The sequence below is a fragment of the Nitrospirota bacterium genome (genome assembly GCA_016194305.1).
Lineage (GTDB): Bacteria > Nitrospirota > Nitrospiria > JACQBW01 > JACQBW01 > JACQBW01.
In genome coordinates this window covers 52,093-65,137 of record JACQBW010000008.1, presented here as the reverse complement: position 1 = coordinate 65,137, position 13,045 = coordinate 52,093, and the positions used below count along the sequence as shown (strand labels likewise).

Below are 13,045 nucleotides of genomic sequence, written 5' to 3'. Positions count from 1 at the left end.
ATGAAACGTACGTGAGGATTGCCGAGCAACGAGAACAAAGCAAATGAAGTTTTTTCAACATCCACTAAGTGCCGAAACTTTTGACGAGTGATCCGACCACCAGGTACCAGCCGTCAGATAGAACAAAGAGAATGAGCTTAAATGGAAGCGAAACCATCACCGGAGGAAGCATCATCATTCCCATGGACATCAGGACACTCGCAACCACCAGATCAATGACGAGAAACGGTAGGTATACTAAAAAACCGATTTGGAAAGCCGTTCTCAGTTCGCTGATCATAAACGCTGGAATCATGACTTGCATCGGGATATCCGAAGGCTCCTTCGGAGGAGTCATTTTGGAAATTTCGACAAAGAGCGCCAGGTCCTTTTCTCTCACCTGTTTTAACATAAAACTCCTGAGTGGCCCTTCGGCCTGAGTTATAGCGTCGCTTTGACTCATTTGATGCTTGAGATAGGGTTGCAAGGCGTTCTGATTGATCTTCTGCCATACCGGCGTCATGATAAAAAGAGTCAGGAAGAGCGCCAGACTAATAATGACCTGGTTGGGTGGAGACTGCATGGTACCCAAAGCCTGACGGAGAAATGAAAAGACAACGACAATACGGATAAAGGAAGTCATCATCATCAGGATTGCCGGAGCCAGAGTGAGCAGCGTCAGCAGGGTCATGATCTGTATCACGACTGATAGTTCTGCGGGCTGGCCGTTTCCCATATTAATCGAGATCGAGGGTCCGGCATCCTTTGAAGTGACCTGAGCGGCAGACACCGGGTAAATCAAAACCACCAAGACTGCTCCAGTGAGGATCCCGATTAAGAAGCGCTTAATCATGCCACGCTTCCTTTCTCTTCCAGTGAAGGGGGCGAAACCAGATTCTCTTTCTCAATCCGGATCAGTAGTGAGATCTGATTTGGCGTCACGCCTACGACGAGGAAGTTCCCTCCGACTTCAACCAGTGCGATTTCCTTCTTAACCCCGAGACTGATCGACGCTTGAACTTTCATGAGCGGGCCGTTACCGGGCGTTCCGATTCTGGATGCCAGGAAACGGCGGGCACCATATGCAGTGAGCGCCATCAATCCGAAGACGATCGCCAGTGCCGAAATCATTTTAATCAGAGCGGTTACAATATCCATGTCATGCCTTTTTTTGATTCTCTGAGTAAGGCGTCAAATGCCAGGCCGCAGAATCGGGGCGACCGAGGCGTATGTTGAATATACGTTGAGGAAGCCGAGATTCGAGAACGACGCAGTTGAGCCTTTATCCAAGAATCCACTACTTGTTGAGCTGTTTGATTCTTTCCGTCGGGCTCACAATATCCGTCAACCTCACGCCAAATCTATCATTGACCACAACGACCTCTCCCCGGGCAACCAATTTTTCTCCAATCATCACATCCATGGGTTCGCCGGCCAGTTTTTCAAGTTCAATCACGGATCCCTGACCAAGCTGGAGCAGGTCTTTAATCACCATTCTGGCTGCACCGAGATTGACATTAATCCTGAGGGGGACATCCAAAATAAATTCGATATTATTCAAGGAGTCTCCCCCCTTTTTATCCTGCACCGGAGAAAATGATGCCGGTTTTGCTTCGGGAGTTGCTTTTTTTTCTGTTCCTGCGGAGTTCCCCTGAACGGGTGTGGGAGCCGCTCCTGCTTCATTAGCCATTTTTGACCTCCTCCTGTGAACGAATAATCCGGGTCACCTGAAATGCAGTGTTCCCATGAGACACACCGGGGTGTCCTAAAAATTTGGGCCGGTTTTCAATTTTCAATACCAGTTCGTCATTGACCGCTCTATCCAGAAGAATTACGTCACCTTTTGAAAGTTGACCGACTTCCTGAAGTGAAAGAGTCGCTGTTCCCAGCTCTGCCATCATATCGACGGCACACCCTTCGAGCTGGCTTTTAAATCGATCTCCCCAGCCCTTATCGACTTCGAGCTGATCACTCTGAAATCCTCCATAGAGTTTCTCCCGGATCGGTTCTATCGTAGGATAAGGAAGACAGAGAAAAAGATCGAAATTCTTATCTTCTAACTCAACCTTGAAGGTGATGGTCACAGTGACTTCGGTCGGAGCCACGATCATGACAAATTGAGGGTTAATTTCACTTCTGACCACGGAAATTTTGGTTTGATAGACCGGGTTCCAGGCTTTTTCAAGGTCTGATAGAATCATCTCAAGAAGTTTCTGTATGAATTTTTGTTCAATCGCGGTAAAGTCTCTTCCTTCCGGTTTGACATAAGTTTGGCCCTTTCCTCCCAAAAAATAATCGAGTAGAATAAAAACGAGGCTCGCATCCAGCACGAGAAGCGCATTCCCCCGGAGCGGTTCCATCTTAAGAACGATCAGGCTGCTGGGCACAGGAACCTTCCTAATAAATTCATTAAATTTGGTCACACCGATTGATTGAGGGGAAAAATCGACCGTTTTACGTATCGTCGAAGAGAGTGACACTTGAAAAAATCGTGCAAAACGCTCATTGATAATCTCGAGCGTCGGCATTCTACCCCGTATGATTCTCTCCTGACTGGTCAGGTCATAGGTTCTCACCCCCGTTGGAGGAGGTGTTTTTTCGGCAGTCTTGACGCTGCCATCGGTGACTCCCCTTAAGAGGGCGTCGACCTCGGCCTGAGAAAGAACTTTATCTGCCATATTATTTTCTCCTCATCTGACAACAACGAGTCATTGGCGTCGTTCTCGTCGCTCAGCAAGACTCACGTACTGAATCTGTACGTTCCGTCCGCGTGGCTCCCGCGGTTTGACCAATAGCCCTTCTCGTCAGATTCAACACCATTTAAGATAAACAAATTCCCTATTGTATGACGAATTCAGTAAAGTAGGCGGCCTTTGCCTTGTCCCCTTTGGCGATCCGATTGACTCTCTCCAGAATTTCGTCCCGGAGCTCCATCTTTCCTTCGACTGTTCGTAGCGCCACATAATCTTTACTGCTCAGGAGGATCAGTAACGCGTCCCGGATCTGCGGGAGATGATCCGTCATCTCCTGAGTGTAATCGGCCTTTGCAAGCTGAAGTTTTATGGTCACCTTCAGGTAACGGATTTCGGAAGGATTACTGACGAGATTGACCACAAAAGGATCGAGGGAAAACATCGAAATATTATCCTCCTGTTTTGCGGCCTCTTTTTTCGTTTCTGCCTTGACCTCCTCCTTCGTCGGCGTTTTCTTGGCTTCGGCCGTTGAACTCCGTTTAAAAAACAGGAGACCCCCTCCGACCAGTCCTCCTACAAGAACAACTCCGAGGACGATAAAGATGATCAGCTTCGTTTTCGAACTCTTTTTAGGAGCTTCTCCCTTCTCCTCCCCCTCTTTTTCCTTATTCTTCGGTTCGTCTGCCATTATTTTCCTTTCTAATTAAAAGATTCCAGTTCGGCATGTTGCAACGTCCATGCCATTCTATAGTTCATGTCACTGAGGATAAAAGGGATTGAAATAATTGAATATTATTGTTAGCGAAGAAGAGATGGACGTAATTTAAACTGATTTCAGGCCGGTTTAAGAGAATGTGTGTCAAGCGGAGGAAGGACTCTGTCAATTTATTGACAGACGGATTGGATCTCTATCGAACAGAAGGGAGAGAAGGAGGCGAATCCTCCTTCTCTCTGTTGTTTACTCCCTACCTTTTGATATTGACCAAGGTTTGAAGCATATCATCGGTTGTCGTGATGACTTTAGAATTTGCGTCAAATCCACGTTGGAATTCAATCATCTTTGTAAACTGTTCCGCCAGATCGACATTGGATAATTCAAGGGAACCGGCCAGAATCGTACCAAGACCTGACGCGGCGGGCGTCCCGACTATCGGAGCGCCTGAATCGGCAGTGGCGCCAAAAAGATTATTTCCGAGGTGAGAGAGTCCTTCCGGGCTGTTAAACCGGGCGAGCGCGACCTGCCCCAGAGTCCTGTTCTTACCATTGGTAAAAAGTCCGGATATCGTCCCATCCTTTCCAATTGAAACACTTTCGAGCGAACCGGTTGCGTATCCATCCTGAGTCAAATTCAAGATTGCTGACGTTCCGGCAAATTGAGTAATTCCATTCAGGCCCGTACCACCCGGAAGTGGCGTTCCAAAGTTAAATGTAACCGCTTGATTGGCCGTTGCTCCTCCTGAAAAATTAAATCCAGTGGCAGCAACCGCATTTGAAAGATACGTTGTAGCACTTTGGGCTGTCAGAGCACCATTAGAATTAAAAGACAAGGTGCCGCGCGCCTGAACTTCATCGATGCCGTTCACCGAGTCAGCGGCATTGACCACGCCATTCCACGCCCAAGTGTTGGCCGCAGTCTTGGTAAAATAAAAATTAATCTGATGGCTATTACCAAGAGAGTCAAATATTGACATTCCGGTCGAAAAATTCGATGTCTGAGAGGCGTTGGCCAGAACAAAGGGACCGGTCACCGCATTTGACGAATTGAGATTTGCTGCCAGAGTCAGATTGGCCGTTGCAAGCGGAGGAAAAGCCGTCGCTCCCAGATTGAGACTGCCGAGCTGCCCCGAAAGGACACCCGCCGCATTTGCCTGATAACCTTGAACAAAGAGGCCCTCCGGATTGACCATCATGCCGTTTTTGTCGAGCTGGAATGTGCCGTTTCGTGTGTAATTGACCGCACCGGCTGCGTCCGCCACCAGAAACATTCCACTCCCGTCGACGGCAAGGTTGAGTCCGTTCGAAGTCGTTTCAAATGACCCTTGCCCAAAATTGGTTGTGACCGCATCCACAAACACCCCTCTTCCGACCTGAGAAGATGAAGTTCCTCCTGCAAGGTTTGAACTGACGATATCGGCGAATGAAGCCGAACCATCCTTGAACCCTGCCGTATTCATATTCGCAATGTTATTTCCAACGACAGAAAGTCCTTCTCCGTAGGCATTGAGACCGCTGACCCCCGATGAGAGTGTTGATAGAATAGCCATTATCTCCTCCTTTTTTGTTTTGTTCCAGGATGTTGAAACAGTCCATCCTGAAGATCGAACATTATTAATTTGGTTAGACTGTTAGTAATCATGATTTTTGTTATGAACATTCTTTTCTTTCAATTTATCTGAAGCAGACCCGATGCAGGAATCATTGTCCCGTTGACAATTAAATAGGCGGCTCCATTATTATAGGTGATCCCGCTCACAAGTCCTTGCGTATAGGTTGTATTCGAAACGGCGTTACCGGTCGTATCTTTTGCGGAAACACTGTATTGGTAATCACCCTGGGGAAGAGCGGTCCCCGCATTATTCAAACCGTCCCAGGAAGCCGATTGTCTTCCTGATGCCTGGGGCCCCATATCGATTGTCCGAACGAGGTTCCCTGTCGAATCGGTTATTGAAAGTGTTACGGCGGAAGCATTTCCGTTGAGCGTGTAGAAGAGCGATGGAGCCGTACCACCATTGAGGGAGACAGTTCCTCCCTGCGCAATGACATTTTTTCCAAGCAGATTGACGACCTGATTGTTATTCATTGTTGAAAAATTGCTCCCCATCGTCGTCATCGTTTGATTGAGATTGGTAAGTTGTTCGAGCTGGCTAAATTGCGATAATTGAGAGACGAACTGGGTATTGTCCATCGGCTTCAGAGGATCCTGGTATCTGAGTTGTGTCGTCAATAATTTTAGAAAGGCATTCTGACCCAGTGTGTTAATTCCGACTGGAGGGGTGCCTATCGGATTCGGTGTCGTTGCTGTTACGGGTACGGTAGACATTTTCTATTTTTCCTCCATTGTTAAAATCAGATATAGATGCTGACTCTCCCCTGCTTGCCTTCAGAGTATACCAATGTGCGATCCACCGGTAATGGAGCGTGGGATATTGGAGTCGAGGTCTCGCTTTGATTCCAGAAAGCCTGGGTTGGGGAATTTTCCCTTTGAGAAAATCCCTTGAAAAAGTTCATGGACCCTCCAGCCTGGAATTGGGCGGTCTCTTCAAGACGAACGGTCAATTGGTCGATTCGTAATCCATTGTCCGCCAAACCGTTTCTCAGAAGATCCTGATGTCTGACTAATAGCTCTTTAACCTGTTCGGTCGAAGCAATCATATCCGCCTTCACCTGTTGATTCTGAACGGAGAGATCGATCTGTATTGCTCCTAAAGATTCGGGAGCGAGCTTTAATCTGATGGTCTGAAGTTCATTGCTTCGATGAGCCGATAACCAACCGGTTAATTGCTGTAATATCTCCTTCTCTCCGGGTGGAAGTGCCTGCATTGACAGAGCGGACTGATCTCCTCCTGTCCGTTGAACCGAATAAGCGTTCTGATTTAAACTCCCTTCATGCGGCCTTTCCAAAGAAAGGCGAGAAAAAAGGTCCGTGGACGGGTTCTGATCCTGCTGGTTTTCGTTTTTATTTTCATTACGACTATTTTCAGCCTCGCTTTTTTGTTCTCCTTTTTTTCCCACTGAAATCGGATTAATCCCCATTTCGGAGCCGGATGCCTCCAGTGATAACGTTGCCTCGGATTTTCGATCGGACCGAATTGTATCACTCTGGGTAGCACTTGTAACCGGAGCCTGGCTCCCCGGATTCGAAAGGGAGAGTTCATTCTTGGCATCATTCTGAGAGTAAACATCAAGCATCTCCCCGGTATTTTCTTCCAAGGGGCTTGTGCCCCCCGGGGTCAATTTTAAATCCGGTGGTAATAAAAAAGGTGCTCCCCCGCCCTGGAGAATGACTCCTCCCTGAAATCCAGTTGAGATTTCAGCGGCCGGGTCCGGGATAGATTCAGAAAGCAGACTTAGCGAAATCGCTGACGGGATTACGGGGTTTATTGACAAAGTCTCCGGAGAAGGAGATTTATCCACACTTTGAATTGAATCACCATTTCCATTTTTTTCAGTTTTGAGCACTTCCTCCTCTTTCGATTCTGGACTTTTCAAATTTTTCCGGAAATGATCATTGCTTGGAGGAAGGGTAAAAACCTCCTGGTGTTTCTTCATGTTGGGTCGCAGGGCCTCCAAACCCGAATCGGGTCTGTTCAACAACTTTTCAAAGTGATTTGTCGGTCGGGTGATGAATGGTTCGGACATATTTCAACCTTTCTCGGTAAACCTCCTTGCAATCGAAGTGCCAAATGGTGAGAAACTGGTTTCTCCTTGAATTACAAGGAGATGCCGAAATTGCCTCTCCGAACTTCGAAACTGGGCCCGGGGGATAGTTGCCTACCCAGGGAATTTTCTGCCTATCGACGAAGTTCTCGCGATAGACTTGTATTAGGAAAAACAAAAGTGTTATGATTTATCATTATTAAAAGATGGCAGGGAAGGAAACTGATGGGCGACGATATCAAAAAAGAGGATTCACCTCCCAAAAAATCAATCCCTCTTACCATTCCGCTGATCAAGGTGCCCAATGAAGCGGAGTTGCTGGAGGAGGAGTTGGAAGAGATTTATAATGAAGATAAGGTCACGCACAAACATGGCAATGCCGAGCCCGAATCCGACTGAGTCAGATTGACTATAAAGTCCATCTGCTCTGTTCTCGTTCCTCAGACTCGTCAACGTACCCAATCCGTACGTTTCCCTTGCCTTCGGAACTGCGGCCTTGCGTATCGAACTTTCTTATCAATCTCAATGAACAGAATTGATTCAACGAGCTCACGAAAACATTCGGAAACGTAATTACCCAATAAGATATTTCCTTAAAGAAAAAGATGACGCCAATACAAAACAAAATACGCGAGATTTTTGATCAAAGCATCGAAACAAAAAAAGACTTTATTGAGACTCACTCTGAAAAAATTGAGGAAGCGGTAACTCTCACGGTCAAAGCTTTTAGGAAGGGCCTCAAAATTTTCTTTTTTGGCAATGGGGGAAGCGCATCCGATGCCTCCCATCTCGCCGCGGAGTTCGTAAATCGATTCAAGATCGAGCGGCCCGGCCTCCCTGCGCTTGCCCTGGCAACCGATATGGCGGTCCTGACCAGTATTGGCAATGACTACGACTATTCCGAAATATTTTCTCGCCAGATTAAAACCTTCGGCCAGGAGGGGGATATCGCCGTCGCTATCAGTACCAGCGGGAATTCTCCCAATGTGGTGAAAGGGGCACTTGCCGCTAAGGAAAAAGGGATGAAAATTATCGCCTTTACGGGAGGAAAGGGAGGAAAGATTGCTCCGCTCGCCGATCTTGCATTTGTGGTACGGTCGACTGTTACGGCCCGAATCCAGGAGACCCATATTACGCTCGGACATGTGATCTGCGAATTGGTAGACGAAGTTCTCTACGGGTCTCTTAAATCACCTGCGTTATGAAGAAATTTCCTTCGCTTGATTTAAATCAAATCAAAACCTACTCGATAAAAAGCAGAAAAAGCAAAGTCAAACTGGCGGATGAGGCCATTCCGCATAAGACGGGGAACACTCTTCAAAAATTCCTCGATCAGCTTCCGCCAATCCTTGCCGCAGGTGATCTGAAAGAGGTGATCGCTGCAATCTCGACGGCCCACCGCCAGGGGAAAGTTGTGATGATCGGGATGGGAGCCCATCCGATTAAAGTCGGCCTGAATCCCATTCTGATTGATTTAATGGAAAGAGGAATAATCAGCGCCCTGTCGATGAACGGAGCGGGTATTATTCATGATTTTGAACTCGCTTTTATCGGCCACACATCGGAAGATGTGGCGGCAGAACTGAGCGATGGCGCCTTCGGAATGGCCGAGGAAACCGGGAAAGTTTTGAACCAGTTTATTTCCGAGGGAGTAAAAGAAGGTTTAGGAATCGGAGAAGCGGTTGGGAAAAAACTCCTGGACGAGTCATTCCTGTACCGCCAGAACTCCCTGCTTGCGGCTGGAGTACGTCTCGGAATTCCGGTAACAATCCATGTTGCAGTCGGGACCGATATCATTCATATGCATCCCTCAGCCGATGGTGCAGCGATTGGACTGGGTTCTCTGAGGGACTTCCATCGACTTACGTCTGTCGTCAGCCAGCTGGAAGGAGGGGTTTACCTGAATATCGGATCTTCCGTGATTATGCCGGAAGTTTTCCTGAAAGCCCTTACAGTCGCCAGGAATCTGAAGTATCAGGTCGATCATTTTACAACGATCAATATGGATTTTCTTCAACATTACCGTCCGGTTACCAATGTCGTCCATCGTCCAACCCTCCAGGGCGGGAAAGGATACCGATTGACGGGCCACCATGAGATCATGGTTCCACTCCTGGCGGCGGGCATCCTTGAACACCTTTCTCTGAAATCCTCTTCCCGTGAAACTTAATCAAAAAATCAGGCCGGCCGAAGAACTTTCGAAAATCGCGATGGAGTTAAGGAAGAAAGGCAAGACGATCGTCTTCACCAACGGCTGTTTCGACCTTCTGCATCCCGGGCATCTTCATTACCTGATGGAAGCAAAGGAGATGGGGGACATTTTGATCGTCGGCATCAATAGCGATGATTCGATTCGGAAATTGAAAGGGAAATTGAGGCCACTCACCCCGGAACGAGACCGGCTCGAAATGCTCTCTGGACTGGAATGCGTTGATTTTGTCACCTCCTTCGGCGAACCAGACCCCGCTGGTTTGATCTCCCTTATAAAACCTCATCTCCTGGTGAAAGGAGGAGACTGGGGCGTCAATCAGATCATCGGACGGGATATTGTTGAAAAAGAAGGAGGAAAGGTCGTTTCGATCGCCCTGACTCCAGGATATTCCACAACCCAGCTGATCGAAAAAATTCTGGCGCGCTATGGTTCAGCTCACCAGTGACAAGATTCGGCAGATCGTCCGTAAAATCGGCGTTTCTCCCCTTAAGGTGCCGATTGAGGTGGAGGGCATTCCTGATTCCTTCAAGGCTTTTTTCGCCGCTTCCCTTTCTAAAGAGATAAATCGCTCTCTTCTGATTATCACGCCGACTTCCGAAGAAGGGGAAAAGCTGATCAGCGATATTCAATTTTTCTTCTCTTTCTTCGAGATGGAAAAACCAATATTTTATTTTCCGTCGCTTGAAATCGTTCCCTATGAGCAGGTCGATCCGCCTCCCGCCATCCTATCCGAAAGAACAAGAACACTGCGGCATTTAGTCCAGTTAAGGGCCGACGAGAGCACCCTGGTGGTGGCTTCGTCCCAGTCTCTCATGTCTCAAATTCCTTCAACTGATACTTTTCAAAAATCTTCTCTGGTTCTGCATTTATTCGAATCTTTTCCAAAAGAAAGCCTTCTCGATAAACTGATTGAACTCGGGTTTGAACCCGCGAATATGGTGGAAACACCGGGAGAGTTTTCCCACCGGGGAGGGATCGTGGATTTCTGGCCCATCGAAAAAGACCTGCCGGTCCGGCTCGAGCTGGAGGGGGACCTCATTGAGTCTCTCCGAAGTTTCAATCCCTTTGACCAAAAATCAGTTCTGCCGCATGAGGAAGTTGAGCTTTGGCCAATCCTGAACAAAAAAAAAGGAGCTCTTCGGAAAGAGAATCATTCCCTGTTTTCCTATTTCAAAGTAGCGCCTCTTTTGATTCTGGACGAACCTCTTAAAGTCGAAAAAGAGCTGATGGAGTTTGAAGGGGAGATATTCGAATATTATGCACAGGCATTAGACCGTCGTCTGCAGGTCAAAACGCCCCAGCAATTGTATCACGGCGCAAAGGAGCTCCTGCGGGAGGCTGAGAACTGCCCTGCAATCCATTGGAGTGCTCTTCAATTCGAATCATCGCGAACCGGAAAAGAGAAAATCTCATTCGCTATTCAATCGCCCGCGCAGATTGGCCTGGGTGTTCCGGGTCTAACGTTTCAAAAAATAACCGAATTACTGGACGCGCTCCGAAAAAAAGAAACCGTTTTTCTCGTTTGCCATACGGAAAGTCGGCTTGTCCGTTTGATGAATATCAGCATGGAACATCTTCTTCCCGTCAGCCGGTATTCCAGATCAGAAGTGCCGTCCCCCTCACCGTCCCCTCTCTATCTCACCTTAGGAACTCTTTCGTCCGGGTTTTACGACAAGGAGCTCGCCACCCTTTTTTTGACTGAGGAAGATCTGTTTGGAAAAGTTCCGCGAAGCAGAACACCTGCCAGGAGAAAAAGTAAATCATTTATCTCTTCATTTGAAGATCTTAAGATATCCGACCTGGTGGTTCATGCCAATCACGGTATCGGACAGTATTTGGGGCTAAAACATCTGACGATCGACGGAATCACTTCTGATTTTCTCATGATCGAGTACAAGGGTCATGACAAAATCTTCGTCCCGCTCGACAGCCTTGAAGTGATTTCAAAATACAACGGGGTGGAAGGAACGCTACCTGTACTCGACAAACTCGGTGGGTCGGGTTGGTCAGCGCGCAAACAAAAAGTCAGGAAGACGCTTGAAACCATGACTCGGGAGATTCTCGACCTCTATGCTTCACGCGAGATTGCAAGGGGATTCGCATTTTCTCCCGAGAATGAAATGAGCCAGGAATTTGCCGCTTCCTTCGAATTTGAAGAAACTCCCGATCAGTTGAGAGCCATTGAGGATGTCCTCCGCGACATGGAGGAAGATAAGCCAATGGATCGTCTGATCTGCGGCGATGTCGGATACGGCAAAACAGAAGTTGCCATGCGGGCGTCCTTTAAAGCGGTCAAAGACAACAAACAGGTTCTGATCCTTGTCCCGACAACTCTTCTTGCGCAACAACATTTCAATAATTTTTCTAGCCGATTCGCGCCTTTTCCCGTCAAGGTGGAAATGTTAAGCCGGTTTCGTTCGACCCAAGAACAGAAACAAATCGTCAAAGGGGTTTTCGAAGGAACAATCGATATTTTAATCGGAACCCATCGTGTTTTACAAAAAGACCTCCACTTTCATGATCTCGGACTTCTAATCGTCGACGAAGAGCAGAGATTCGGAGTTCTCCATAAAGAGAAAATCAAACAGCTCAAGAAATCGATCGATGTCCTGACTTTATCGGCAACCCCGATTCCACGCACGCTCCAAATGTCGCTGATGAACTTGAGAAATATGTCCGTGATTGAGACCCCACCCGCGGACCGGCTTGCCATACGTACCATCTTGACCCATCTTGACCGAAGAATTCTCCGGGAAGCTATCAAGCGGGAAATCGATCGAAACGGTCAGGTCTTTTTTGTGCACAACCGGGTGGTGGGAATTGAAAAAATTGGAAATTTTATCACCAGTCTCGTGCCGGAGGCGGCGATTGGCATCGCTCATGGCCAAATGAACGAGCATCAGCTGGAAGAGGTGATGAAGCGGTTCATCCGGGGGGAATATCAGATCCTCCTTTCCACGACAATCATTGAATCAGGTCTCGATATTCCGAGAGCCAATACGATCATCATTAACCGGGCTGACCATTTTGGACTTTCAGAACTTTATCAGCTCCGGGGACGAGTCGGGCGATCCGGACAACAAGCTTATGCTTTTCTGCTTGTGGAAAATCAGTCGGCATTGTCGGACCAGGCCCAAAAACGTTTGCGGGCCCTCCAGGAGTTCACAGAATTGGGCGCCGGATTTAAAATCGCTGCCCGGGATCTGGAAATCAGGGGTGCCGGCCACTTTCTCGGCACCCAGCAGTCGGGAGAAATCGCCTCAATTGGCTTCGAGCTCTATATCAAGATGCTTGAAAATTGTGTGGCTGAACTTCGCGGTAAGAAAGTGGAGGAAGAGTTTAATCCTTCCTTGCAGCTGGGGGTCTCGGCCTATATCCCGGAAGAGTACATTCCTGATTCTTATCAGCGGCTCTATTTTTATAAAAGACTCTCTTCAACAGATAAAGAAGAGGAAATAGAAAAGATTCAAGATGAATTGAGAGACCGGTTTGGTCCGGTTCCCGAAGAAGTCAGACTTCTGTTCAAACTGGTTGGCATCCGGATTCTGGCTAAACAGCTCCGAATCGAACGAATTGATCGAAATTCAAAAGGAATTTATTTTACCCTTCATTCAAGCCATGAAATCTCGATTGAGGTCATTAAAAAACTGACCCGAAATCCGAAAATTCGTCTGATTCCTGAATTTTCTTTTCAGCTCCTCCTGAAAGAAGAGGAGATCCATCAGATTTTATCTGAAGTGACCCAATGTCTCCATTCCCTGTTATAGACGGACTCTATTTCCAA

Annotated in this window: 13 protein-coding genes; 5 read left to right on the top strand and 8 right to left on the bottom strand. The window is 47.6% G+C overall.

What is annotated here, in order from left to right; genetic code table 11:
* Positions 1 to 64 precede the first annotated feature (64 nt).
* From fliP to HY200_03605, 8 genes are all read right to left on the bottom strand, one after another.
* A complete protein-coding gene (gene fliP, locus HY200_03640) occupies positions 65 to 832 on the bottom strand; it encodes a flagellar type III secretion system pore protein FliP (GenBank protein ID MBI3594025.1) in 768 nt (255 codons plus the stop codon).
* Positions 829 to 1,137: a flagellar biosynthetic protein FliO gene (fliO, locus tag HY200_03635; protein ID MBI3594024.1), complete on the bottom strand. Its 309-nt coding sequence runs from the start codon at positions 1,135 to 1,137 to the stop codon at positions 829 to 831. The genes fliP and fliO overlap by 4 nt, the downstream gene beginning before the upstream one ends.
* Positions 1,138 to 1,276: 139 nt before the next feature.
* Positions 1,277 to 1,669 carry a flagellar motor switch protein FliN gene (gene fliN / locus HY200_03630; protein ID MBI3594023.1) on the bottom strand — a complete coding sequence of 131 codons (393 nt, stop codon included), beginning with the start codon at positions 1,667 to 1,669 and terminating at the stop codon, positions 1,277 to 1,279.
* Complete coding sequence (gene fliM / locus HY200_03625) at positions 1,662 to 2,657, bottom strand: flagellar motor switch protein FliM (GenBank protein ID MBI3594022.1); 996 nt, start codon at positions 2,655 to 2,657, stop codon at positions 1,662 to 1,664. The genes fliN and fliM overlap by 8 nt, the downstream gene beginning before the upstream one ends.
* A gap of 160 nt (positions 2,658 to 2,817) precedes the next feature.
* A complete protein-coding gene (locus HY200_03620; GenBank protein MBI3594021.1) occupies positions 2,818 to 3,360 on the bottom strand; it encodes a flagellar basal body-associated FliL family protein in 543 nt (180 codons plus the stop codon).
* Positions 3,361 to 3,637: 277 nt separating this feature from the next.
* Positions 3,638 to 4,936, bottom strand: a complete 1,299-nt coding sequence (locus HY200_03615) for a flagellar hook protein FlgE (GenBank protein MBI3594020.1) — start codon at positions 4,934 to 4,936, stop codon at positions 3,638 to 3,640.
* A gap of 119 nt (positions 4,937 to 5,055) precedes the next feature.
* Positions 5,056 to 5,712 (bottom strand): flagellar hook assembly protein FlgD, encoded by a 657-nt coding sequence (locus HY200_03610; protein MBI3594019.1) that lies wholly within the window; start codon positions 5,710 to 5,712, stop codon positions 5,056 to 5,058.
* 26 nt (positions 5,713 to 5,738) lie between these two features.
* Complete coding sequence (locus HY200_03605; GenBank protein MBI3594018.1) at positions 5,739 to 6,881, bottom strand: flagellar hook-length control protein FliK; 1,143 nt, start codon at positions 6,879 to 6,881, stop codon at positions 5,739 to 5,741.
* Positions 6,882 to 7,274: 393 nt separating this feature from the next.
* On the opposite strand from HY200_03605, the gene HY200_03600 reads away from it, so the two are divergent.
* The 5 genes from HY200_03600 (at position 7,275) to mfd (ending at position 13,028) form a co-directional block, all read left to right on the top strand.
* Complete coding sequence (locus HY200_03600; GenBank protein MBI3594017.1) at positions 7,275 to 7,448, top strand: hypothetical protein; 174 nt, start codon at positions 7,275 to 7,277, stop codon at positions 7,446 to 7,448.
* Between the two features lie 206 nt (positions 7,449 to 7,654).
* The gene (locus HY200_03595; GenBank protein MBI3594016.1) at positions 7,655 to 8,254 is read left to right on the top strand and encodes a D-sedoheptulose 7-phosphate isomerase; all 600 of its coding nucleotides are present in this window, start codon (positions 7,655 to 7,657) and stop codon (positions 8,252 to 8,254) included.
* Positions 8,251 to 9,219, top strand: coding sequence for a hypothetical protein (locus tag HY200_03590; protein ID MBI3594015.1), 969 nt, complete (start codon positions 8,251 to 8,253; stop codon positions 9,217 to 9,219). The genes HY200_03595 and HY200_03590 overlap by 4 nt, the downstream gene beginning before the upstream one ends.
* 40 nt (positions 9,220 to 9,259) lie before the next feature.
* Entirely contained in the window at positions 9,260 to 9,706 is a 447-nt protein-coding gene (rfaE2, locus tag HY200_03585) for a D-glycero-beta-D-manno-heptose 1-phosphate adenylyltransferase (protein MBI3594014.1), read from the top strand.
* A complete protein-coding gene (gene mfd / locus HY200_03580; protein MBI3594013.1) occupies positions 9,687 to 13,028 on the top strand; it encodes a transcription-repair coupling factor in 3,342 nt (1,113 codons plus the stop codon). The genes rfaE2 and mfd overlap by 20 nt, the downstream gene beginning before the upstream one ends.
* Positions 13,029 to 13,045: the final 17 nt, after the last annotated feature.